The 25,125-nt window shown below is 52.3% G+C and carries 22 protein-coding genes; 8 read left to right on the forward strand and 14 right to left on the reverse strand.

Annotation, left to right across the window (positions count from 1 at the left end; all coding sequences use genetic code 11):
• Nucleotide 1: 1 nt before the first annotated feature.
• The 3 genes from speA to SH580_RS04130 all read right to left on the reverse strand — a co-directional run bounded on the left by speA (nt 2) and on the right by SH580_RS04130 (nt 2,966).
• Complete coding sequence (speA, locus tag SH580_RS04120; protein WP_319833748.1) at nt 2-1,930, reverse strand: biosynthetic arginine decarboxylase; 1,929 nt, start codon at nt 1,928-1,930, stop codon at nt 2-4.
• A 70-nt stretch (nt 1,931-2,000) separates the two neighbouring features.
• On the reverse strand, nt 2,001-2,381 hold the full coding sequence (gene gcvH, locus SH580_RS04125; protein ID WP_319833749.1) for a glycine cleavage system protein GcvH: 381 nt from the start codon (nt 2,379-2,381) through the stop codon (nt 2,001-2,003).
• A 72-nt stretch (nt 2,382-2,453) separates the two neighbouring features.
• Nucleotides 2,454-2,966: a PEGA domain-containing protein gene (locus SH580_RS04130; protein WP_319833750.1), complete on the reverse strand. Its 513-nt coding sequence runs from the start codon at nt 2,964-2,966 to the stop codon at nt 2,454-2,456.
• A 216-nt stretch (nt 2,967-3,182) separates the two neighbouring features.
• On the opposite strand from SH580_RS04130, the gene SH580_RS04135 reads away from it, so the two are divergent.
• Both SH580_RS04135 and SH580_RS04140 read left to right on the forward strand, forming a co-directional pair.
• A complete protein-coding gene (locus tag SH580_RS04135) occupies nt 3,183-3,980 on the forward strand; it encodes a CNNM domain-containing protein (protein ID WP_319833751.1) in 798 nt (265 codons plus the stop codon).
• Nucleotides 3,941-4,234: a CBS domain-containing protein gene (locus SH580_RS04140; RefSeq protein WP_319833752.1), complete on the forward strand. Its 294-nt coding sequence runs from the start codon at nt 3,941-3,943 to the stop codon at nt 4,232-4,234. The genes SH580_RS04135 and SH580_RS04140 overlap by 40 nt, the downstream gene beginning before the upstream one ends.
• Nucleotides 4,235-4,241: 7 nt before the next feature.
• Here SH580_RS04140 and SH580_RS04145 read toward each other — a convergent pair whose 3' ends face one another.
• The 5 genes from SH580_RS04145 to SH580_RS04165 form a co-directional block, all read right to left on the reverse strand.
• On the reverse strand, nt 4,242-6,575 hold the full coding sequence (locus SH580_RS04145) for an ATP-binding protein (RefSeq protein ID WP_319833753.1): 2,334 nt from the start codon (nt 6,573-6,575) through the stop codon (nt 4,242-4,244).
• A gap of 4 nt (nt 6,576-6,579) precedes the next feature.
• Nucleotides 6,580-7,806 (reverse strand): ABC transporter substrate-binding protein, encoded by a 1,227-nt coding sequence (locus tag SH580_RS04150; protein ID WP_319833754.1) that lies wholly within the window; start codon nt 7,804-7,806, stop codon nt 6,580-6,582.
• Complete coding sequence (locus tag SH580_RS04155; protein WP_319833755.1) at nt 7,803-10,136, reverse strand: FG-GAP repeat domain-containing protein; 2,334 nt, start codon at nt 10,134-10,136, stop codon at nt 7,803-7,805. The genes SH580_RS04150 and SH580_RS04155 overlap by 4 nt, the downstream gene beginning before the upstream one ends.
• Entirely contained in the window at nt 10,136-11,917 is a 1,782-nt protein-coding gene (locus SH580_RS04160) for a hypothetical protein (protein ID WP_319833756.1), read from the reverse strand. Before SH580_RS04160 ends, SH580_RS04155 begins: the two co-directional genes overlap by 1 nt.
• 70 nt (nt 11,918-11,987) lie before the next feature.
• Nucleotides 11,988-12,920: a S1C family serine protease gene (locus SH580_RS04165; RefSeq protein ID WP_319833757.1), complete on the reverse strand. Its 933-nt coding sequence runs from the start codon at nt 12,918-12,920 to the stop codon at nt 11,988-11,990.
• A gap of 120 nt (nt 12,921-13,040) precedes the next feature.
• Between SH580_RS04165 and SH580_RS04170 the strand changes: the two genes are divergently transcribed.
• From SH580_RS04170 to cdd, 3 genes are all read left to right on the forward strand, one after another.
• Nucleotides 13,041-13,652, forward strand: a complete 612-nt coding sequence (locus tag SH580_RS04170; protein WP_319833758.1) for a GyrI-like domain-containing protein — start codon at nt 13,041-13,043, stop codon at nt 13,650-13,652.
• A gap of 103 nt (nt 13,653-13,755) precedes the next feature.
• Nucleotides 13,756-14,127 carry a DUF4870 domain-containing protein gene (locus SH580_RS04175; protein WP_345786245.1) on the forward strand — a complete coding sequence of 124 codons (372 nt, stop codon included), beginning with the start codon at nt 13,756-13,758 and terminating at the stop codon, nt 14,125-14,127.
• Between the two features lie 27 nt (nt 14,128-14,154).
• Nucleotides 14,155-15,015, forward strand: coding sequence for a cytidine deaminase (cdd, locus tag SH580_RS04180; RefSeq protein WP_319833760.1), 861 nt, complete (start codon nt 14,155-14,157; stop codon nt 15,013-15,015).
• A gap of 26 nt (nt 15,016-15,041) precedes the next feature.
• Here cdd and SH580_RS04185 read toward each other — a convergent pair whose 3' ends face one another.
• From SH580_RS04185 to murJ, 6 genes are all read right to left on the reverse strand, one after another.
• Nucleotides 15,042-16,133, reverse strand: a complete 1,092-nt coding sequence (locus SH580_RS04185; RefSeq protein ID WP_319833761.1) for a glycosyltransferase family 4 protein — start codon at nt 16,131-16,133, stop codon at nt 15,042-15,044.
• Nucleotides 16,134-16,176: 43 nt separating this feature from the next.
• A complete protein-coding gene (locus SH580_RS04190) occupies nt 16,177-17,433 on the reverse strand; it encodes an ABC transporter permease (protein ID WP_319833762.1) in 1,257 nt (418 codons plus the stop codon).
• Nucleotides 17,430-18,122 carry an ABC transporter ATP-binding protein gene (locus tag SH580_RS04195; protein ID WP_319833763.1) on the reverse strand — a complete coding sequence of 231 codons (693 nt, stop codon included), beginning with the start codon at nt 18,120-18,122 and terminating at the stop codon, nt 17,430-17,432. The genes SH580_RS04190 and SH580_RS04195 overlap by 4 nt, the downstream gene beginning before the upstream one ends.
• Nucleotides 18,115-19,203: an efflux RND transporter periplasmic adaptor subunit gene (locus SH580_RS04200; protein WP_319833764.1), complete on the reverse strand. Its 1,089-nt coding sequence runs from the start codon at nt 19,201-19,203 to the stop codon at nt 18,115-18,117. Before SH580_RS04200 ends, SH580_RS04195 begins: the two co-directional genes overlap by 8 nt.
• Nucleotides 19,200-20,720 carry a TolC family protein gene (locus SH580_RS04205; protein WP_319833765.1) on the reverse strand — a complete coding sequence of 507 codons (1,521 nt, stop codon included), beginning with the start codon at nt 20,718-20,720 and terminating at the stop codon, nt 19,200-19,202. Before SH580_RS04205 ends, SH580_RS04200 begins: the two co-directional genes overlap by 4 nt.
• A 118-nt stretch (nt 20,721-20,838) precedes the next feature.
• Entirely contained in the window at nt 20,839-22,395 is a 1,557-nt protein-coding gene (murJ, locus tag SH580_RS04210) for a murein biosynthesis integral membrane protein MurJ (RefSeq protein WP_319833766.1), read from the reverse strand.
• 157 nt (nt 22,396-22,552) lie between these two features.
• On the opposite strand from murJ, the gene SH580_RS04215 reads away from it, so the two are divergent.
• From SH580_RS04215 to xseB, 3 genes are all read left to right on the forward strand, one after another.
• On the forward strand, nt 22,553-23,623 hold the full coding sequence (locus SH580_RS04215) for a phosphate acyltransferase (RefSeq protein WP_319833767.1): 1,071 nt from the start codon (nt 22,553-22,555) through the stop codon (nt 23,621-23,623).
• A gap of 78 nt (nt 23,624-23,701) precedes the next feature.
• Nucleotides 23,702-24,880 carry a phosphotransacetylase family protein gene (locus SH580_RS04220; protein ID WP_319833768.1) on the forward strand — a complete coding sequence of 393 codons (1,179 nt, stop codon included), beginning with the start codon at nt 23,702-23,704 and terminating at the stop codon, nt 24,878-24,880.
• Between the two features lie 8 nt (nt 24,881-24,888).
• Entirely contained in the window at nt 24,889-25,125 is a 237-nt protein-coding gene (gene xseB / locus SH580_RS04225) for an exodeoxyribonuclease VII small subunit (RefSeq protein WP_319833769.1), read from the forward strand.

Below are 25,125 nucleotides of genomic sequence, written 5' to 3' on the forward strand. Positions count from 1 at the left end.
TCTACGTCGCGAGATAGGTGTGCCCACGCAATAATTCGGCATACTCGTCGAGCATGCGTGTGCCCTCTCGTGGCTTAATTTCGTCGGCCTTGGTCGCGCGATCAATCTGTTTTTTCATCAAACGCGTGAGTATATGACCGTCGTATTGAGTAAAACCGATCACATCATTCACGGTGAAACCTTTAATGCTGTCCTCAATGTAAAAGCCATCCTCCTCATCGTCTTCGAGGAATACGTGCACTTCATTCACACGACCAAAGAGATTATGCAAATCTCCCATGATGTCTTGGTAGGCCCCCACCAAGAACACTCCGAGGTAGTATGGCTCCTTAGGCTTAAGCTCGTGCAAGCGCAAGGTGTGTCGTATATCTTCAACATCGGTAAAAGACGAAACCTTCCCCTCACTATCGCAAGTGATATCAACCAGAGTGGCATCGACATCCGGCGACTCATTGAGACGATGCAAGGGTGCGACCGGGAATAGCTGCTTACAAGCCCAGTGATCAATCAGTGATTGAAAGACCGAAAAATTACAAACATACTGCTCCGCCATCATTTGAGGCAGGCTCTCCAACTCCTCTGGCGTATAGCGGCTATGCTTGGCTTGTTCGCACAATTCCTGGCAAATCGCCCAATAGGTCGAATCGGCCTGTGCCCGCTCAGCCAGATCCAAATAACCGAGACTGAATAAATGATTGGCCTCTTCCTTCTTCTGCAGCGCATCGTGGTAACGCTCCAATGGGGTAGAACCGTGCTCATTATCCAGATTTGCCTGCAAATCTCGCAGCACAGGATTGATCTTTTTACGCTTAGAGGCCGGCCGTGGTGGCACTGCAGTTTTGGAAATTCGGTCGCAAACCTCGGTAATTAAAATCGAGTGCGGCGCCACAATAGCACGACCACTTTCAGTCACAATATCCGGCACATCGATGCCCGCATCCTGGCACACCGACTTAATATTATAAACCACATCGCGAGCGTACTCACGCATGGTATAGTTCATGGAACTTTCGTAGTTACTACGAGAGCCGTCATAGTCGATCCCCAGACCACCACCGACATCCATTAACTCCATGGGAAATCCCATTTTTTTCAGTTCACAATAAAAACGGGCCGCCTCAACAGTCGCCTTTTTAATCGTCTGAATATTCGGCACCTGTGAGCCGATATGGAAATGAATCAGCCGCAAGCTTTCAACCAAGCCAGCGCGCTTGAGACGTCGCGCACCGTCGATGATCTCTGGACTCGTCAGGCCAAACTTCGCATCCTCACCGGATGAGCTGGCCCACTTCCCTTCGCCAACCGTGGACAACTTGATGCGAAAGCCAATCCGCGGAGTGACGCCCAACTTTTTAGATATCTGAATGATGCGGGGCACCTCGCTGAGTTGCTCCACGACCAAATAAATCTCCTTGCCCAATCGTAAGCCCTGCAATGCCAAGCGAATGAATTCATCATCCTTATAACCGTTACAAATGATCAAAGACTTCGGATCCTTATGCATCGCGATGGCGATCATCAGCTCAGGCTTGCTACCACATTCCAGCCCATAGTTAAAGGGCTTCCCCGCATCTTGAATCTCCTCAACGACTTCACGCAGCTGGTTGACCTTAATAGGAAAGACGCCTCGGTAGCGGCCATCGTATTTCTCATCCTTGATCGCATCACGAAAGAGCTGATTCAGCTGAATCACACGTGTATGCAAAAGATCCTGAATGCGCACCGTCAGGGGTGGCTTCAGCCCCTTTTGCGCCGCCTCTTTGACGATATCGTGGATACGGATACTACGCTGGTCACACAGGGGATGTACCTGCATAAAGCCTTCATCGTCCACTGAAAAGTGTCCGCCTCCCCAACGCTTGAGGCCGTAATAGTTTTCAGAATCTGCAACCGTCCAGGACGGGGTGGTATCTTTGTGCGAAGCTGTCATAATATTTTCCGCTGACCGCGCGGATGCATCGCACCTATAAAAATCAGTACGAATCCCCAAAAATTGAGCGTTAGATCAGCTCAGAGTAGGCATCAGCCTTGAGCAGAGTTTGAGTCTGTGAAACGTCATTAAGGCGGATCTTCAGCAACCAACCTTTTTCGTATGGATCACTATTGAGCAACTCCGGCTCCGAATCCACATCCTCATTAATCTCGATCACCTCAGCATCCACTGGCATAAAAAGATCAGAGGCTGCTTTAACCGATTCAACGACCCCGAACGTTTCCCCCGCAGAGAATGATTCCCCGACAGAGGGAAACTCAACAAAAGTGATATCGCCAAGACTCTCTTGTGCGTAATCAGTGATTCCAACCGTGGCAGTGCCGTCTGCGTGAACCTGGATCCACTCATGATCTTTAGTATATAGTAGGGCTTCGAGGACTTGACTCATGCAGTCTATGAAAATACGGCGAACACGAAAAGCGAGTCAGAAAAACAAATTCAGCCAGCAGAAGTCGCTCGACTAAGATTGCGCCTCGAAAAACTCTAGGATCTGCTCGATAATATACTTGTGTTCCAGCGGCGTAATTTCCCCAGCCTCAAGCTGACGATCGGCTGCCAGCGCTTGTTGCGCCATGCGCTCAAAAGGATCCCCTCCGGTGGAATGCGGTACCAAACCACTCTTCAACTCAGCTTTCATCGTGCCGGGCTCAAGATCTACGTAGTAACCGAGGTCCTCCTGTAAGCCGAAACGAATGAAGTTTTCTGCCTTCTCATTCGGAACTGGCGTGAAATATTTAACAGCGGGGTTATACCCTGCTTTTTCCAAGCGAATCTCGTGGGTCAACTTGCGCGGAAGCGCAATTTCCATCGGAGTAATGCCAGTCGCCTCGCCGTTAATATAAACACTCGCTTCCGTAGGAAAGGAAAGAATGACCACATCCTGAGGCACGCCGCGTTCAAATGAAGCACAGCCCGTGAAAATCAACGAAGCGAATGCAATGGAAATAGAGGTGAAAAATGGGGTAACTTTCATGCCAGTAAACTTGATATCATAATGTGAATAGAGCCAGTATCACCTAGGCGAAAAGGCGGTCAAGTCTTTAGCAGAGCGAGTGACGAGAATGTCACAGTGCAGTTTCTATGAATTAATACTTGAAACTCAGTGCGAGAGCGCCATCAAGGCTAGTCATCCGTGCGCTTGTAACCTATACGCATGTCAAAATGACATGACTCAAGATGCACCCTGCCAATGATTTTCGCATTTATCCTAGCCATCGCCTTCACTATCGGCATTTCCGCCCTCTGCTCCGTGCTGGAAGCTATGATCCTGAGCACGACGACTGCTGAGATTGAAGGCTTAAAAAAATCTCATCCGAAACGAGGTCAGAAGCTGGAAAAGCATAAACTCGGCCTTGAAGAGACCAGTTCGGCCATATTGAGCCTCAATACCATCGCCAACACCTTGGGCGCCACCATGGTGGGCGGACTGGCCGTCCAAATGTGGCCGGAAGACAGCAATATACTGCTCAAGATATCGACGGTAATGGCGCTCGCGATTCTCTTTTTCTCAGAAATCATCCCCAAAAACGTAGGTGTGCTGTATCGGCCGACACTGCAACCGGTCCTCATTTTTCCACTTGTATGGCTCTGCGCGGTGATGGCCCCCCTATCCAGCGTGGTCGGCTTCATTGTGCGCTTCACTCTACGCCCCCCTCAAAGCACCACCGATAGCGACGAAGAAATTTTACTATTGGCCGAGAAAAGCGCGAAGGAAGGCACGCTCACCGCCAATGAGCGCGACATGATCAACAACGCACTCAGCCTCGACGAATTACTGGTCAACCAAATCATGACTCCACGCACCGTGGCCTATGTCATCGATGGGCACGAAACAATTGCCTCACTGCTCAAAAAAGTAAGGACATCCCCTTCGCACGCATTCCCATCTATGAAGAGCAGACAGACAACATCACCGGAGTCGTACGCCGACGGGATATTCTCGGTGCCATGGCTGCGGGCAAGCAAAGCAAGCAAATCAAGGAACTAGCCAACGATGCGATCTTTGTGCCGGATAATGCGGCGGCCTCCGATGCCCTACAAACTTTCCTTAAAAACCACCAGCAGCTAGCGATCGCAGTCGATGAGTTTGGCTCTATGTCAGGCGTGATCACCATGGAAGATGTGATTGAACAAATCATCGGCCAGGAAATCTTTGAAGACGATGATCCTGCAGTCGACATGCGCGAACTGGCGCGCCGACGCCAATTTGCCGAGAAACGGAAACAACGCCGAGAAAACTAATAAGCGGCTAAGCGCGCCTGCTATAACGGAGTAAGGCGACTTTCAGGTCTTCCATCGTGACGGGTTTGGTCACAAAATCATCCATTCCCGCATCCCGACACGCCTCTCGTGTCTCACCTAAGGCATTTGCAGTCAAGGCCACGATATAGGGCTGCTCGACGACAGGTAACTGCTCCCGGATCTCATAAGTCGCTCCGATCCCATCGAGCTCAGGCATCTGTAAATCCATAAAGATGAGATCAAAGCCCTCCTCAGTAATCATCTCGACCGCTTCGCGCCCATTCTTCGCCCACTTTGTCGTCAGGCCAAAACGCTCAAGAATTTTAGTCGTCAACTTGTAATTAGTGGGATCGTCTTCGGTTACCAGAATCCGTGGCAAGGACTTAAAGTTCAACTCGTCATCTTCTGTCAATTCGAGCGCCTCGCCGAGTGTATCCTCCTCAGACGTGTCCGCGTCCTCGATGAAGACTGTAAAAGTGCTCCCCTTACCGAGCTCACTCTGCACTGAAATCTCCCCACCTAGCATCTCCACAATACGGCGACTGATGGCTAAGCCCAGGCCAGTGCCCCCATACTTGCGCGTCGTAGAGGAGTCGGCCTGAGTAAACGCAAGGAAGACCTCCTCAATCTTATCCTCAGGTATCCCAATTCCGGTGTCTTGCACAGAAATGTAGTGCCGCCTGCGGCTAGGAGCCAGGCCCTCCGTGGTGGTCCACACTTTGACAGAAATCATGCCGCTGGCAGTGAATTTGACCGCATTGCTGATCAGGTTGTTCAGCACTTGCTGAATACGCGTGCGATCCGAATGGATCGTAGCAGGCACCGAATCGGCCACTTCCACCTGCATCGTCACCCCACATCGTTCAGCGCTGAGTTTAAATAAACTAATCACTTCGTTCACCATTTCATCCAAGCAGACAGGGCCAAGCTCCAGGCTGACCTTGCCGGCCTCGATCTTTGAAAGATCCAGAATGTCGTTAATCAGCTCCAATAAAATATTCCCGGAGCTACGAATCGAACTGAGATCACTGCGTTGATCCTCGTCCAGATCCGTATCCTGCAGCATTTCACTAAAGCCAATAATCGAATTGAGCGGAGTGCGAATTTCATGGCTCATGGTCGCCAAAAAGGCACTTTTCGCCATATTGGCTTCCTGCGCAGCGTCTGCCAACTTGCGGGAACGCACCGTCGCCATTTGCAACTCCTTGGTGCGTTTACGCACCTTCTCCTCGACCTCCGCGTAGCTGCGCCGCAGCTTCTCGGTCATATCATTAAAGGCACGCGCGAGATCATCCAGCTCACTTTTACCCGTCGCGGGCACTTGTAGATTAAAATTACCACTCGCGACCGCATTAAAACTCTTTCGAAGCTGGCTGATCGGACGACTGATACTCATAGAAAACCAGATAGAAAGCCCCACGGCACTGCCGAGTAAAATAATGGCCGAACACCAGTAAATTAGCACCAAACGTTCACTCTGCCGCTGACTCAGTTGCTGCCCACGCTCAATCAGACGACTCACCATATCACGCAAGCGCGCTCCGTGGTTTTCCAGCAGCTCCACGGCCTCCGTCTCCGACTTCGCAGCCACCGCGAATTCGATCGAAACGGCACTCAAGCCCTGTCTGAGATCATGCAACAAGTCCTGATACCCATCGACGCCCCCCAGATCTGCTTGATCCAACAATACCAACAACTCATCGATCGCCTGCTCATAGGCAATTTGAGCGGTGCGAAAATTTGCCTGAAAGCGGCTTAAGTCATTCTGTAACAATAAATCACGATCGATCACACTCACCGCCCGATTCAGCCAGCCCCATAATTGTCCATTTGTATACAATAAGCGTTCCAGTAGTTTATACGCCTGCTGAGCTGCATTCTCCTCTCGCAACTGATCGTGTCGCTCCAGCAATACATCCTGCATCTCCACATTGATCTCACCAAACCTGATCACATCCTCGCGCACGCGTTGATCCAGTTCCGAGAGAAAATCTTTACTCTGAACGAGGCCTGAAAAGACTTCGATAAACTCATCCACTCGCTCCAACATGCCATTGACAAAAATCGACTCCACCTGGTCTCCCTCGGCCAACACTTGACTAAGGGCACGCTTAGTGGCCGCCAGAGAATCCTGCACATAAGAAGCACCCGTTAAACGTTCCTGATAGATACGATTCCCGATCACGACATTCGAAATTTCGCGTGAAACCACATGCAATAAATTCAGACGACGTTCCTGATGCTGCACCTCATCCATCACGTAGCGACTCAAGCCCAAAAAAACAGCAAAGAGCAATATAGCTCCAGCCAGGGCGATCGCAATCTTGGTGGAAATCCTCATAATATTAGGGGCGCACGCGCTTCGCCTCCTCGACGACGATCGCCTGCCCACCCGACATTCTGGAGATACGAATCGGAATTTGCAACTGAAGTGGCACCCCCTCGTCCTGCCCCCCAAGCAACGAGACCTGCTGAGGTTCCCGATAAAATGGGTCTTCGAAACTAAATTCGGGAAGCACGCGGTACATGACCGAAGTCTCCTCTAAAGCGTCCAAACCTGCAACACGAATACAGGCTAAAATAAACTCCAATGCATATAATTTGGTATTCGCTTCTTCATCCCACTCATCAGCAAGATCCAGATATCGGTCGCGTAGAGACTCAAAATAGTCACTGCGCAATGCATCAGGCGGTGCCCCTCCCACATAGTAGACATCCTCACTTGCCTCCCCTAGTCTCGCCAGATATTCGGGGTCCTGCGTGTTTTGCGTACCAATAATCCCAGCATAGCCCCCACTGCGTAAGCGGTCGACCAAAACAATAAATGCCTCCGGAGGACAGCCCACTACGATCAACGCCTCCGGCGCCGCATCTGCCACACGCCGCACTTTGCGCTGAATGCGCCCGGGATCCAGGCTCACATCGAAAGTCTCTTCGGAGACATCATAACGAGCCAACTGAACAAGTTGAAGTCCCTCATTGATCGCGACTTGCTCGGCAATCCCTTTCTGGCGGACACCTTCTTCCGTTCCATATGCCATGACCAACACTCGCTCGACTCCTTGCTGATCTCTCAAGTGCCGCAACATAACCGGTAAACTCTGCTCCGGAAGCGGCATCCCCAAAACGCCTAAGCTGCTGGTGCTCTGAACCTCTCGATGAAAGCCGTAGTGCACATAAAAAGCACCACTCCCATCCAAGACTCGCCCCGCCGCAGCGAGTGTCGAATCGCCAAGCGGCCCGATGATATAGCGAATCCCGTCCGACACCATACTATGTGCCACTCTTGCCGCCTGAACGGAATCGAACGCATCATCGACCACGACCAACTCGATTTTCACTTTCTCACCGTCCAAATCGAAACCGCCGCGCTCATTATAATACTGGGCGGCCACTTGCGCACTTCGCATCGTGACCAGCCCCCAATAACGAGCGGGCCCGGTCAAAGAAACGATGAGCCCCACACGCAGCACATGCTCGTCCTCGGTGGATCGCTCACGACATGCGCTAAGCCCTCCCAACAAACTGAGTGCCCCCAGCACGAAGCAAATGAAATGTAATTTTCGGGTCATTCTTGCAGGTAGAAAATGATCCGATCATGTATCAAAAAAGCAAAGTCCTGTCGACCATCACCATTCAAATCAGCGACCACGGTCTGGCGCGGCTCTAGCTTAGCGCCTGTGCGCCCTTGGTAATGCATGTTTTGCTCAAAAATCTCCCAATACATTTGGCTACGCACGCCGGCGGAGCCACCACGCAAGATTTCAACGACATGCTCATTTCCATCCACTGCCACAAGGTCGGTATAGCCATCGGCATCAAAGTCGGCCTCGGCAACATGACTAAAATACACATCTTCCAACTCAGTCTCAAAGCCAGTGCCCACTTCTATATTCCAAGTCTCCGCTTGTTCGGCAAAATACCAAAAACGATCATCCCCATAGAGCAAGTAAGCCTCTGTGCCTCCCTTGCGACTTGTTAATTTGGACCAGCCGGAAAGGTTAATCGATCCCGCCGCTTCAGTATGCTGATAACGCAGCACACCATCGTCATCGCGACTCAAAAATTGGAATTCCCCCTCCTTGGGCACATAGAACACCAGCCCCTGCAACAGACCTTTCGAATCTACGGAAGGAATCACTGTCGTCACAACATCCCCACTGCGGCGGGCATTAAATTGGTCCACCATTTCCAAACTGCCCTCGTGATAACGTATCGCACGCGCAAACCCCGTGCGTGCGGCTACCAGTTCATTCAAACCATCGCCGTCCACATCCACCACAGATATCTGAGCCGGCGAAATATCTTTGAGTAAACTCTCGCGCACACTGGAACCTTCACCCACAAACTCCAGCTCATACGCCGCTCCGTCCAGCTTGGGCGCGAGTAAAATCGGCGCCTCACGTGGCACACAAAGCATCAGTCCGGGGCCCCGCTCGCCAAAGATATCGAGCGCCCGAATACTGCTGGGCTTACGGCGCGCATCCCGCAAGTCCATCTGCAAGACAATCTCCCACTCGGAAGTCAATTTGCGGCGATGCACCGGCTGGGCGATGACTAGCTGCATGCCCGCTTTCGATTCGTTCACAATCGCCAGCTCGGCATGACCATCTCCATCTAAGTCGACTGCCTCACAGACCAGGGGCTCGCCTTCTCCAATTTCAATTAAATGGGGGAATGATAGACGCCCACTCGAATCATACTGACTCACTCCGAGATGCTTCTCCTCGCGACTCAAAGCAACGACGGCATCCTGTTTGGAGTCGAAAAATCGCCCCGCGGTCAGCGAGGAGATCGCCGAGAATGAGGGGAAACTTTTCGAAGCTAGATATCGGCCCTCCTCTTTCAAAAAAATCATCAGCTCTGAACCGGCTGGATTGGCCACTTGAAGATCTGGCTCCCCATCGCCATTTAAATCACCCAGGGCGTAGCGTGCGCCTTCCTGCACTTTCTTGAAGACCGGATATATCTGTGGCTGAACTCCCTGTAAGGGAAGTGCTCCAGCCGCGTCCTTCGCGGACAAAATCTCAAAAAATTCCAACGCGCCACTACGTGAGTCGACCGAGGCAAACTGTAGAGACTGCTTTTTACCTGCCAGCAGCGGCGTATACATACGCACGGGGCGTTCTAAAATAAAACGACGCTCCTCACCAAATCCACCATCGCGGACTTGCTCACGCACCACCAAGGACTGTTTTCCTTCCGTGCTAATGTAGCAAATCTCCGCCAAGCCGTCGCCCGTCACATCCACCAGCTCCAAGTTAAACGGGTTTTCCCCCGTAATGAAATACACGTCCGGCTCCTGTAGTCCGCCGGAGTCATCACGCTCGAACACTCGCACGGCATCGGAGCTCAACACGACCAGCTCGACCTGACCATCCCCATCCAGATCGACAACTTTTACAGTGCTCTGCCACCCCAAGGCATCAAAACCATCAAACTCCTGCGAATTCAACCACTGCCCGTGCTCTCCCTGCAAGCGAATCGTCAGCGGCACATCACGCGCGGTATACGCCAGGTCGACTCTGCCATCACCATTTAAGTCGCCCACACCCAAATCAAACATTGGAAATCCGACTGTAATCTTCTCAACATCAAAGCCCGCATCCGAGAGCGTCGGCTCCCATCGGTCACGCTGAAAACGACGCTTGGACTCAGTCCGCGACTCCTCGTCATGACGCTGATAGAGTAACTCAATTTGAGCGGAATCATTATTAATCAACGCCAGATCCAGACGACCATCTCCATCCAAATCATTGACCTGCAACGCGCGCGTTGACCAGTCGAGCTTAATCACCTGTGGTTCACCAAACCCCAAAGGGAGGGCCGCAGTCTCAGCAGCCAATGCGTTGCCCACACAGCTGCCCCATAACAGTGCGCATATCGTATGACACTTCCTCATTATTTCGAATCCTCTCGTGGTAGTATATATGAGCGATTAAAGATGCCGTCCGCAGCCTGATTGGTTTCTGAAATCATATAAAACGGCAACGGCAGCTCCGATGGCAGGCGCTGCACATCCAAGGCGGAATCGCCCGCAGCCATTTGACTCGCTTGCACGATCGATTGAAAAATCGGCAAGACCATCTTTTCTATATCCACAAAAGATCGAGCCACCGCACGCGGCCGGGCGATCGATTCAAACAGGGCCTCAGTTTCCGCCAATTGCCAAAAGCCATCGTCGCCGGATTCCAGTTGTGTGAGCACTTCTTGCAGCAGTCCCATTTGACCGATGCTGACGATCAGTTGCGAGCGGGTAATCACATAACTTACACCTGAACCCGCGGCTGCTGGCGCTTGAAAACTATAGATTGTTTGTCCCGCAAAGTTCTGTGTCAAAATTTGCTCTCGAAATCCGGGCACTAAATCTTTCAAGGCTTCCAAGGCATCAGACAGCGCCGTCGCATTCTGGAGCCCGAGCACAAAAACCTGTTCCGTCTCCGCGATCGCTCCTGCCGCCTGTCCCGACTCGGGCATCAACGAAAGAGAGACAACGCCCCCCTCAAAGTTCTCCAATAGTGCAGAACGAAAATCCACACCGGTGTTTGTTTGCATCACTTGTAATTGCGAGTCGAACTGAGCCCGCAAATTGGGGCTTGCTGTAGTCAACAAGGTTTCGAATCGCGTCAACATCTCCCCCACATCGAGATTGGTGATCGAAGTGGAAAAGACCCCAGCGGGCACATAACGCGCCTCGGGCATCGGCTCATCCGTATAGGCGAGCAAACGAAGTAAGCCAGCTTGCTCGCGATAGACCATCCCACTGTGCATCTGCAAGCCGGTCTCGACCAAATCGATGTCCACAAACGCCCCTTGCATCGCTTCCAAAGAGAGCATCTGGTCGATGCTCTCGGCATTCAAGCCCAGCATAAACGCGCCCCCGAGCATAAACTTATCAATCAATGCCTCGTTCAAGAGAGGCATGACAGCTTCCAAATTCAAGTATAACTCCAAATCTCCGCGGCCCCCCTCCTCGCGCGCACGCAAATACGCCGCGTTGTCAACTAGCGAGCGATCAGGCCCCTCCTTAATCGCCTCCACTGCGGAACGCAAACGATCCTCCGGCGTGGCCAAAATAAAAATCCCATCCACCAGCGCATACCCATCTTCGATATAGGTTTTCTCACCATCAAATGTCTCGTCGAAGTATAAAGTTTCCCCCATGAAGCTCTCTTCGATCATGGTATGCTCCACGGCGGGGTTGATCTCCTGTTGACTCTTGGCATTGCGCTCAAATTGCACATGCATGAGCGCATCCAATTGCTCAAAATCGCCCGCGTATTCGGCCATTACCAGCACATCCGACCGCTCGGCCCGCTTCAGCAATAACTCTGGCACATTAAACCAAGCCATCGAGATCTGCCCGGGAAACAAGTCGAACAGCTCATCCCAAGTCACACCAAACTCATCTTCCAAGACTGCGGTCAGGCTCTCCTCGGTATCGGTTTCCTCGCTCGAATACAGCTCCACCCAAGGCTCAAAAAGAGTCTGTAGACGGGGATCTTCAATCACTCTGGAAAATGGGTGCGAGTCCCACAGCGTGCGCACATCCGCTACGCTACGCATCGAAAGATAGACATCGACATCGTCTTCAGTCAGCGAAGTCAAGCGCGCGGCCGAGAGCGAGAGTGTCGCCATGCACGTGCCTACAAGAAAAGTCGTCCAATATAATTTGCTACACATAGTTTAATTCAAAAATTCCAGAGTGCTAAAAGTGTGAGTCGGTTCCGTGCAATCTCGCTCAGAGGCTTCGCTATTTGACTTTAGGCGGACTTAGATAGCGAAAACCTGCATTCGGATTGCGAGGATCGAACGCATAGGCGTCGCGATTATCGATAAAAGATTTCAGTATACTGGAGGAAATCGAAAAGCCCAAGCCTTCGGCCCCCACCGCAGCGATCTTCATATTATTCACGCCCACCACTTCACCCTTCAAATTAAACAAAGGCCCGCCAGAGTTGCCAGGGTTGATCTGCGTAGTGGTTTGTAAATACAGACGCCCGTTAATCACTCGATTGGCCACACTAATGATACCTTCTGATACAGTACGATCCAGCCCCAGTGGACTGCCGATGGCAAATACTGTTTGGCCTTCCCGCAAGCCCTCATCGACCGCAGCCAACGGCACAGTAACAAAAGGCTCCGCAGACTCGGTTTCAATTTTAAGCAAGGCCAGATCCAACTCCGAGCTAGTCGCCACGATGCGCACATTATCGTAGGTCACCTTAGACATCTCATGACTGCCCTCTTTAAACACTGTAATTGAAATGCGATGTTCCCCCGCGATCACATGATCGTTGGTCACCACATACCCATCTTGGTGGATCACAAAGCCCGAGCCCAGGCCAGTCGGCGTCTGCACCAGCGCCACCGCTTCCCCCAATTCATCGACCCAGTCGCGGATCGTCTGATCCCCTCGATGATCCGAAACTTGATAGAGCGTATCCGCCCCACTCTTTATGGTGGGCAGCTCCCCCGTTTCTGCATCCCTCGCCTTGACCTGCGAAATTGCCGCTCTGGGAATCGCCAACACGTCGAATCCAAGGTCAACATAAACTGAATCGGCTCGCTCCAACACAAGTTCCCCTTGCACAGACGAGCCATTTTTTAATTCAAGCGAATGAAAGGCATGTGCCAGCGTCCCACACCCGAAGATAAAAACCGAAAAACTCAGAAATCGAAGCATGCCTGACACAAAAGCAAAATAAGCGCTACACGCCAACAAATTCACCTAAAGCATTGGCTTTTATGCCGTATTCGTTTTTCCTGCGCTTCAAAGCAGCCATCACCACACACCACACATTCGATGCTCCCCAAAGTAGATTATAAATCCGAGCTGAAAGCACTGTATAAACCCTCCGCCAAACGGATTGACGCGGTCGACGTGCCGACGATGCACTACCTGATGGTCGATGGTGCTGGCGAACCGGAGTCTGAATCCTATATCGCCGCGATTCAGGCCTTATTTACCGTCTCATACACCATGAAATTCATGGTCAAGCGCGAGCTTCAGCGGATGGACTACGGGGTCATGCCCCTGGAGGGACTCTGGTGGGCAGAAGATATGTCCGACTTCATTACCCGGCGCAAGGATCGCTGGCTGTGGACGATGATGATCCTGCAGCCCGATTGTGTGGATGCCGATTTGTTTGAAGAAGCCTTGAAGCGTGTGCGTGCAAAGAAAAAGCTGCCTGCATTGGACGCTCTGCGCTATCAGCCATTTACCGAAGGCCTGGTCGCACAGACCCTACACATCGGCCCCTTCGACGAGGAAGGCCCCACAGTCGAGCGTCTGCACCAGTTCATCGCAGACTCCGGGCATACACTCCGCGGTAAACATCACGAAATCTACCTAAGCGACATTCGACGCGCCGCCCCCAAGAACTGGAAAACCATTATACGTCAGCCGATGGGGTGATTTCGGATTGCACCTGAGGCGAGTCTTTCTAGCTTACGTGATTATGAGCACTGAAAACAACCACGAGTCCGACCACGAAACTCCGATTGAGATTGTCGATGAGATGCAAAGCGGTCCCCAGACAAGTTCTGGTGCCCCCAACGGTGATCGGTCCATGGCGATGCTCTGCCACTTACTTAGCCTCATCGGCTTGCTGGGTGTTCCACTGGGTAACATACTAGGCCCTCTTATCATTTGGATCACCAAAAAAGATCAAGATGCCTTCGTCGACGAAACGGGCAAGGAGGTGCTCAATTTTCAAATATCTGCCACGATCTACGGGATCCTCTGCGGCCTACTGGTCTTTATCGTCATAGGACTCTTCTTACTGCCACTTCTGATCATTGCCGTGGTCATCTACACGATTATCGGCGCACTCAAAGCAAACGAAGGCGTGCTCTACCGCTACCCTTGCACCATTCGCTTTCTCAAATAAGCAAACGACTCGAAAATTCGCATGGCCTTGACTGATTCAACCATCGACCGTGCCCTCACAGGCTTAGACAGCGCCACCGCCGCCAGGATACGCCAAGCGATCACCGCCCCGGGCTTTAGTGGTCAGCTGACAGAAATGCCCTCCACCGCTGCGGCACAATTACTGCCGCTGGCGGCCGCATTTTCGGTGCACCCGATCTCAGGCTTTGCAGTAGGCGCGATTGCCGTAGCGGCGTCGGGCAATCTCTATCTGGGCGCAAATCTGGAATTTCAAGGCATGCCACTGCACGCAACCTTACACGCGGAGCAATCGGCCATACTCAATGCATGGATGCATAACGAGCATGAAGTGCAGGCACTGCACGTATCCGAAACACCCTGCGGCCACTGCCGCCAGTTCCTGCGCGAGCTATCCAATAGTGAAACTGTCGGCATCCATGTCGGTGCCCACATCTACACACTCAGTGAACTATTGCCATACGCGTTTGGGGAGACTCGCAGTAAAGGTAACGGACTCTTGGACAGCACCCCGGTGGCATTGGAAGCGGTCAAACCCAATCCAAACACCTCGCAACAGCGCGCAATCAACGCAGCACAACGCAGTTATGCCCCCTACAGTCGCTCACCTGAGGGCTTTGTGCTCGAATGCCTGAATGGCCAGTTCTTCTCAGGTCGAGCCGCCGAATCAACGGCTTTCAATCCCAGTGTGCCCAGCGCACTGGTAGCCCTGAATCAACGCAACCTTTCCAGCAGCCGCACTGTTGCCATCGCCACAGCAACCGCCGCGAAACTGGCGACCGCCATCAACAACCCTCTGCCCTTTGCCAGCACCCTGATCAGCTCCACCTCTAATGCTGAAATCAAAGTGGTGCAAATGGATGCCCGCTGAACCTTGGCTAACTCCTAACTCCTGAATTAAGATTTCACTGGGCCATCAACGGCGACCATCAGATCGTGCAGCCACTGCATCATGGTTTGTTCATCTAGCGTGGATTCAGCTTTTGCACGCGCATGCTCTGCGTGGGAGCGCAGCAATTCAAAGTTATCCAGATATTGGCCCAATGCCTTCAAAAGATCATCCGATGTCGGATTTTCTTTCAAAATAAATCCATTCTGCTGATCGTCAATCAGGCCTGAAATGCCTCCCACATTTGTGGCAATCGCAGGTAGACCACAGGCAAAGCCTTCGATGATCACGATACCAAGTGCATCCGCGCGAGTCGGTAAAACCAAGACATCTGCATCTCGAAAAATCTGAAGATGCTGTTCGTCCCCCACATCCACCTGACGGTGATGATAGATGTTTTCTGCAGAATCATCGATAGGATGAGACGTCATAAAGTGCCACTCATAGTCCGAGCGGCTAGCCTTAGCCGCAGCCTCTAAGATAAGGTCGCCCCCTTTGCGTCGAAAATCTGCGCCCACAAACAGCACTTTTAAAGGTTTGCTGTATGTTTTCTCGGGAGACGGCTTCCATTTCTCAGTATCCACCAAGGGTGGAAAATAAAATACAGATTGCGCATCGATCCCATAGCCCGACGTCAAACCCTCACAATTCCATTGCGAAAAACATAAAAACTGCGCCCCCGCCTTGGCCTTGCGCTTGATAAAATATTCATACAGGTCGTGAATGGCATTTAACTTTACTTCACTTTTATTCTCGTAGTTGAGCCGAGTTAATTGCTGCGGCGTACAATCACTGTAAATATAGTAGCGCACCCCCTTCCGCATGGGCATTAACATCGCGTCGTGCAGGGTCGTAAAAAAGATTACGTCTGGCTGATTCTTCAGCGCACGATTGACCGCGGCGCGCCCCGCCAAAACAAAGCCCAGTGTTTGCAGCTTGTTTTTCTTCTTTAACCAAGCTCTCAGCTTGGGGAAATAATCTTCCAAATGATAGGTTTCGACTTCGAAATCCGGACTATTTTTAAAAAATGCTTCCACACGATATCGTATCGTTTTCCATCCAGCCTTCTGAGAAGTTATAATCGCTAGTTTTGTTTTCATGTGGTTGATTAATTATAAATGAAGAGCGATTTGTCAGCTTCCCCTACTCATATCGCAACGCATCGATCGGGTCGAGTCGCGATGCTCTAAGCGCAGGATAAATTCCTGATGCGAGACCGATCAAACTACTGAAAAGGAAGCCATAAAACATCGCAGTCACGGGCATATTACTAATGTTTTGACCCTCAGGTATAAAATCACGCGCGATCGAAAGCAAGCCTACGCTGGCAATCAATCCGAACAAGCCCCCCAGCACGGAAATGACGACGGCTTCCGCAAGAAACTGAATAAAGATATCATGACTGCGCGCGCCGATAGCCTTACGCACACCGATCTCCCGAATGCGCTCACTCACGGAAGCGAGCATCACATTCATAATACCGATGCCTCCCACCAAAAGTGAAATGCCGGCAATCCCTCCCAGCGAATAGGTGAAAGAATTTTCCAATTTCTTAAGCTCAGCCATCTGCTCATCCTGTGTGCGAATTTCAAAGTCCAAAATCCCGCGGTGCGTCTGTGTCAGCGTGTTCTCGATCTGCTCCATTAAGTCAGGCATGTCCCCAACTTCGTGCGCGAGAATTTCGATGCGGTTGACCTCATCGTCTCCTTTGTAGCGAGACATTGCAGTCGTCGCTGGAATATAGTTTAAACGCTCTTCATAATTAAAGCGTCGCCCCTTACTTCGGCCTGGTGCCACAGCATCTTCGACAGGTTTGATCTGCCCCACGATAGTGTATACTTGACCACTCACACGCACTTGCTGACCGACCACGTTCGACTGACCGCGAAACAGGCTCTTGGCTATGTGCGCTCCGACAACGATGACGGGACTCTTCGAGTCGACATCATAATCAGAAATAAAGCGTCCATGCTGCAATTCGTTCTTTTTAATGCCTGCGTAATCTGGCGTCACCCCGTGTAGAATCGCATGCTCGCGACGGCCATTGGCAATAAAACGCTCCCAATTCATGTCCACCACGGGAGAAACATAAGCGGCCAGTGGAATCGCTTTTTCAATCGCACCAATGTCACGCCAAGTCATGCCGGGGGAAATCCCTGCGATGTGCTGTTGCCACTCCGGAGCTTGTTGCGAGTGTACTTCAAGCTTTAACACACCTCCGCTACGCTCAAAGGATGCCCGCATATTGCCCAACATACCTTGCACGATACCGACCATCGCAACCAGCGCAGCCACGCCGAGAATGATGCCGCTCATCGACAGCAAGGAACGCACCTTATTCGACCAAACCTCCCGCAGTCCGTTGGCCGCACCTGTGTAAATATCGCCGACAGGGTTCATGAGCGGCTATCCTCCACAATATTGCCATCTTGCATCCGAATACGACGCTTGGCATAGGCGGCCACCTCGTCGTCGTGCGTGACTAGAGCCAGTGTAATGCCTTCATCCATGAGCGAGGCAAAGAGTTCCATAATACGAGCACGATTCTTGGTATCCAGATTGCCCGTAGGCTCGTCGGCAAGGATCAGACGGGGACGATTAATCAAAGAACGGGCAATCGCCACCCGCTGACGCTCACCACCGGAAAGTTGACTGGGCCGATGACTGGCGCGGTGCTGCATGCCCACACGCTCCAAGACCGACATCCCGAGCTCCTTTTTATTACTCACGCGCTGGCGCCCATAAACCAATGGTAGTAGCACATTATCCAAGACCGTGAGCTTGGGCAGCAAATTAAAAGACTGAAACACAAAACCGATACGGGTCGCACGCAATTGCGAACGCTCGCCACGACTGATCGCGGAGACATCGCGCCCCTCAAAAGCCATTTGCCCGGAAGTGGGACTATCCATAAAACCGAGCGTATGCATCAATGTGGACTTTCCCGAGCCGGAGGTACCGATGACTGCAATAAACTCACGGTCGCGAATGGTCAAATCAACACCATCCAGCGCATGCACCAGCTCGCTGCCGACCTTGTAGGTGCGCCGGATAGAACTGAGCTCGAAAACTAGATCGGAATCAATCATCGGATTTGCGGAATTCAGGCGGGCGGCTCAACGCAACAGTTTCGCCCGCTTCCAAACCGGTACGAATCTCCACATGTTGTAGATTGTTGATGCCAGTCGTCACTTCACGTCGTTCCCAGCCAGTCGCATTCTTTACGAATACGATGCTGCCACCACTCTCACCATCGTTAAACACGGCAGACAACAAAACGCTCACAACATTCTCGGCCGACTCAATCGGCACCTCAACCGTGGCGCTGATCCCCGGACGCACGCGATTATCTGCAACTTCAAACACCACTTCGATCGGAAAAACCCGCACATTCCCATCCTTGCGCGCCGAGGGGGCGATCACGCTGATCTTGCCCTCAACTTCAAAGTCGGGAATCGCATCAAAACGTAAAAATGCTGGCTGCCCGATGTAGAGCTTCTCCACATCGACTTCGTTGATATTGGCCTCCATGTAGAGTTCATTTAGCTGCGCAATGGTTAGCAAATCGGTGCCGTTCGAGACGGAGCTCGCTCCGGAAATGACCTGCCCCTCCAGGACTCCCATTAATGTGACCACTCCATCGTGTGGCGCCAGTATAGTCGTCTTGGATAAATCTTCCGCCGCGTCTTCCAACCTGGCTTGAGAAATCTCAATATTGAGTTTGGCCAATTTAAGCTCGGTTTGAGCGTCGAGATACTCCTGCTCACCGACAAACTTTCTGGCAAAGAGCTCTTCCAAACGCTTAAAATTACGCTCCGATTTTTCCAAACGCAGCTTTTCAGCTTCAAGACTGCGCTGCGCCTCGCGTAGACGTGTTTCCAGACTGGTGCGATCCAGCTCGAGCAATTCTTGATCGCGCACCACCGAATCGCCCTCCTCGATCTTAATGACTGTAATACGACCACTGATCTCGGATTTCACACTACTACTGAGCAAGGGCAGCACCTCACCAGTGGCGGGCACCACAGATTTCAAGTCACGACGCTCCGCAGTATCCGTACGGATTTGATTCGCGGGCCCACCGTCCCCCTGAGGCACGACTTGTAAGAGCCCATAAATTCCGCCAGCGATGAGCGCTAAAATAAAGAATGTAATGAGAGCACGTTTCATGGAGTATTGTTTAAGAGGGATGCATCGAGCTCGACAGTCGGCGAGTTCAATTGGGTGTAAGGCTCGACCGCATCCCAATCGAGACCATTGCGCTGCAATAGCGTGCCATCCACCCGACTGAGTCGAACACTGGCACGTAAGGTTTCAATAAGAGAGCCTAGGTAATTGCTCTTGGCGCGATCGTAGTCCCGCTGCGCTTCAAGCACGCTGCGATAAGCGACCAAGCCAGATCCGTAGCGCGCACGCTCCTGCTCAAAGGCCTCTTCATTCAAAATCATCGCGGCGCGCGTAACTTCGATCCGCTTGAGTCCGGTACTGGCGGAGCGCCAGGCGTTGCGCGCTGCCAGTGCTTTTTCCTGTTTAATATCATACAACTGCCAAGTCGCCTGCTCGACACTGCGCTCGGCCTGCCGTGCTCGGGCACGCGCCTCACGAAAGCCCCATGGCACGCTCACTTCTAGCCCAAGCGACCAAGCGTAACCATCCGCATCAGACACTCCACGGTAAGCTCGACTGCCAGTCTCCTCACGCCCCAGATAACTCAAGCCACCGGTCAAATCCAAATCCGGCCGCGTGTCCTCTTGCGCAAGCATATGATTAATCCGTTGCACCTCAATCAATCGCTCCTGCACTTTGGCATCTATATCATTGAGCACGGTATCTTTCACCACGACGTCAATAGGCCGCAAGGGCTCCATTTGCTCGGGCAAAGCACTCACGATGACATCGTCCGTGATCGTCTCAAGGAAATCGCTCAGCCCCATCACTCGGCGCAATGTATCCTCCGCATCTGCAATCACATTATCGGCCTGAATCACGGATTCTTGCTGATTTAAAACTTCGGCTTCGGCTTGCAACACCTCCAGCGGCGTCACCAAGCCCAAACGCTCCCGCTCTACATTTTCTTCGCGCAAGTTCTCAGCCAATGCGAGACTGGACGCGATCAATGCACGATCCGCACGTGCATAGGCGAGGTTCCAATACGCAATCTCGGTTGCCAACACCAGATCCAGCACATCCGAACGCAACTCATACAGTGAACGCTCGGCATTCACCTTGGCTCGTGCCAAAGGCGCGAGATTTACTGTCGCCCCTGCATCTTTTAACAGCGGTTGACGAATACTCAGCCCCACATCGGCTCCGTAATCGGGATTTAAACCCGTCGAATTGGAAGAACTGCGGCTGAGGTCCGAATCAAGCGTCACCGTTGCCCCGGTAGCTAAGCGTTGATCCACGCCGATGCTAGCGGCACGCGAATCCGTTTCCGAACTGGAACTCAGTGCCGACTGCCCCCGGGCGATCGAGGTATTCGCAAAAAATGAAGGATCGAACTGTGCATCTTCGATCTCGACGGAATCGCGCGCGTTCGCCGGCTCATACGCAGCAATGCGCAAACCTATATTGTGCTCCAAGGCCGAAGCGATGGCCACCTTCAGCGGTAGCTCCGGACTCTCCGCAGACAGAGCTCCCGTAAACAAAACGAGCGGTAACAAATATGAATAAAGTCGGGGTGGCATATGGCTATGTCGCCAAAAAAGGCAAAAGGTTTCAAAACCTCAAACAAATGTTTAATTATTCTGAAATTATCTAAAGCAGTCCCACCAAACACGAAGTAAATTGCAAGCAATCACGTCTCTATGAGGAACGTTTTGGCATAAAACGCTGCAGCATCGCTTTCAGCGCATCCATTTCTTCAAAGCGCAGCACATACAGCAAAGCAAAATACACCGCCACCCCGCCTGGCACGCAGACCACGACGATCAACGCAGCGCTTAATTTCGCTCCCCAATCAAAAGCGGCCAAACAGGGCCAAGCCACCGCACAGGCCACGCCCATGCCGAGCCCTGCCAACAGCACCTTAAACAATGCCGGACGCAAAGCCCTAAAGCTCAGCTCGGAACGCCCGCGGGATAAGGCTCGCCAAAGCAAGACACTCTGGGCCAAGGCCGCGAGTACATTGGCACTCGCCAGTCCAGCCGCGCCCCAAAACTGCATAAGCAGCCAACCGGCAAACAAATTGATAAAAAGGCAATACCCCGCCACCCGCACTGGAGTGCGCATGTCCTTACTCGCATGCAAGCCGCGAGTCGCAAAAGTAGCCGCAGAATAGAGCGGCAAGCCGAGCCCGTAAATCGCCAACAATGGCACCGTCGCGAGCACATCGGCCTGATCAAAAGCGCCCCACAGAAAGAGAAATTCTAGAATCGGCTGCCCCAACACCAGCAAACCGATGCCCGCAGGCAAAGAAATGCCGATCACCAGACGCATTCCTTGCAAGAAGACCGCCGAAAATTGCGCTTCCTCACCGTTGGAAAGCGCTCTTGCCAACAATGGAAAAAATACCGTCGCCACCGCAATGGTGAACACCCCCAAGGGCAACTCCATCAAACGGCTGGAGAGATAGAGCACGGAAACCGCCGATTCATCCAGCGAATAGGCCAACAGGCGCGAAACCAAAATATTTACCTGCAAAATAGCCGCTCCCAGCAGCCCGGGCACAAACAACTGCCAAAGCTCAGCCAGCTCCGCTCCGCCCTGCCGCTGCAGACGCGGACGCCAGCCCTGCCGCATCAAATCCCACGCCGGCACCATCAGCTGTAAGAAACCACCCAACAGCACACCACCACAGAGCCAATACACGATACGCGCCGCCTCCGCATCCAAGTATAAGCCCGCCCCCAGCGCCCCGATCATCGCTAGATTCAACAATATGGGGGTCGCCGCAGACACCGCAAAGCGCCCGACTAAATTTAATCCCGCGGTAATAATCGCCGCCAAACAGATAAACAACATATACGGCAGCAACCACACCGCCAGCCCGGCCCCCGTCACCCAGCGCTCCGGCAGCCAATCACTACCCGCTGCCCACGCCAGAAGCAACATGCCCACAGCGACGATCACCAACAGCGCCAACAAGAGACGAAACAACACTTGATTAAAAAATCGAAACGCACCCGCTCGCCCCTCCCGCTCCAAAACATCCGAAAAGACCGGCACAATCGCAGATGTCAGCGCACCTTCTCCCAATAGACGGCGAAATAAATTGGGAAGGGTAAATGCCAAAATAAATGCGGAGTTCCACAGGCTAGTGCCCAGTGCCGCGAAAATTAAAATATCCCGCAACAGCCCCAGCACACGCGAGCCCACAGTCGAAAGACTGACCACGGCGATATTTTTAAGATTCTTGAGCATTCGGTTTTTATAAGGGCGCGGAATTTGCTTTCTTGCGCACGGATTAGAAACTACAGCGTAAAAAACTTTGGCAATTGTATATTTAATCCTCTTAGTTCTTCGTCTAAAATTTGCTTTCCCCTGAAAGTACCCAATTCACATCCCATATTATTTAATTATGCCACTCATTTCCAAACTGACAGTACGCCTCAAACGTCACCCAAAACGCGTCGTTTTCCCAGAAGGCAGCGACCCACGTATCTTACAAGCGGCCCGCCAATTCGCATCCAATGACCTGGGCATCCCCATTCTGCTGGGCGATCGCGCACAAATTAAGGAGAATGCTGACAAACTAAACGTCAGCCTGGAGCGCATCCGTATCATTGAGCCCCGCCGCAGCGATGAGTGGGACAACTTCACTAAAATGTTTCAAGGTCTGCGCCGCTTCAAGAACCTGAAGGAGAAAGAAATCGAGCAATATCTGGAAGACACCAACTATTTTGCCACCATGATGCTGGCCACCTCTCAGGCCGATGCGATTGTGTCCGGTGCCACCAGCACAGCTTCCAGTGCCCTGCGCCCCCTGCTCCAGATCGTCCCACGCCTGCCCGATGTGTCCACCGTATCTTCACTGAACATCTTCGACCTGGAAGACTTGGAAACTGGCAAGGATCGCGAAATTTTCCTCGCCGACTGCGCGGTGGTGCCCAACCCCACCAGCCAACAACTGGCCGACATCGCCGTCACGACAGCGGCGCTCAGCTATCACCTAACCAACTCCAAGCCCTATGTCGCCCTGCTCAGTTACTCCAGTAAGAGCATCACCAGCAAGAATCCGACAGTCGCCAAAATGAAGGCGGCCACCGAGATGGCGCGTAAAAAGGCACTCGAACTCGGCATTCCCATGGAAATCGATGGCGAACTTCAGGTCGACGCCGCACTGGACCCGATCACAGCCAAGACCAAGAAAATCGAAGGGCCGGTCGCCGGCCATGCCAATGTCCTCATTTTCCCGGACCTACACTCGGCCAATATCGCATCCAAACTACTCGACACACTCACCCGTGCGCGTAATTACGGCCCCATTCTGACCGGCCTGACAAAGCCCGCGGCCGAAATCAGCCGTGGGGCCACCGCGACCGATATCTTCGGCACAGCGGTGATGGTCGCCTCTCAGGCCATCGACCACAAACTGCTCTATCCCACCGACAACAGCGACGACTTGAACGAAGACGTCACGATTCTGTAGTCGTTTCACTCATCCCTCACTGCCAGGCGGTAGACAGCTACACCTAGCATTTTCACACAACAGAATACGAACGATATTATGCCGTCTTCCCATAAACACTTCACCGAGCCTGACGACACGGAAATCTTGACTGCACCGCGCAACAAGACGACCAAGCGAATCTTTATCGCCGCGACTCGTATGAATGATGGGAAGACCACCACCAGTCTGGCACTGTTTGCCGCCTTGCGCAGCATTACCGAGCATGTCGGCTTCATCAAACCCGTCGGCCAGCGCTTCCTACAAGTCGAAGGCCACCAGATCGATGAAGATTCCATCCTGCTCAACCAGATTTTCGATGTAAAAACTCCCATCCATGCGATGAGTCCAATTGTGATTCATCACAGTTTCACTCGTGAGTATCTGGACAATCCCGACGCCAACCACACCGAATTAATCGATAAGATGTGCCGCGCCTTCGACCGTGCCGCCTTCCAGCGCGATTACATCATCATCGAAGGCACGGGCCATGCCGGAGTCGGCTCGGTTTTTAACCTATCTAATGCCGATGTAGCCAAGCGCCTGAATGCAAAGGTCATCATTGTCGCACGTGGCGGCATCGGGCGCCCCATCGACGAAATTGCACTCAACAAAGCCGTCTTCGAAGCCGCGGGCGTACAAATAATCGGAGCCATCATTAATAAGGTCGAACCACGCAAGATCGAGATGGTGGAAAAATACTGCCGTATCGCGCTCGACCGCATGAATATCCCTTTGCTCGGCTGCATTCCCCACGAGTGCATGCTCACCCAGCCCAACTTGCAGCAAGTGGTCGAAGAAACCAAAGGCCGCTGGCTCAATGGAAAATCCAAAGGGGGCAACAACCGCATCTATAAAGTCATCATCGGTGCCATGGCCGCCAAAGGCCTGGTTGAACATCTGGACAAGGGCGTGCTGATTATTACACCCGGCGACCGCGAAGATATCATCCTCTCTGCCATCGCCTCCGATAGCATTGGTGGCATGGGCAGTTCTATTGCTGGCATCATCCTCACCCGCAGTATATTACCACATCCACGCTTGATGGAAATGATCGCCCAAACCTCGATTCCCGTGGTCCTGTGCGCCGAAGACAGTTACAAAGTCGCCTCCCGGGTCAATAATATGACCGTCAAAACCCAACCGAGCGACGACGATAAAATCCCTATCATCAAAGATCTCATCACTAAAAACATCGACCTCGAAGTCATTCAGAACGCCTTTGATTCTCAGGACTAAGAACCGCTATGCCCGCTAAACAAGAAGAACCCACATTCGAGCAATCCGTCGAGCGCCTCGAAGCCTTAATCGAAGCCATGGAAAACGGCGATACACCACTGGCCGAACTGGTTGAGAAATTTGGAGAAGGTTCCAAGCTCCTCCAACAGTGCCAAGCACAGCTCAAAGAGGCCGAACTAAAGATCGAACAGCTCAATATCAAAACTGGTCAACTCGAAGCGTTCGACGACTCCAGCGAAAACTAA

The sequence above is a fragment of the Coraliomargarita algicola genome (assembly GCF_033878955.1).
GTDB classification, from domain to species: Bacteria; Verrucomicrobiota; Verrucomicrobiia; order Opitutales; family Coraliomargaritaceae; genus Thalassobacterium; species Thalassobacterium algicola.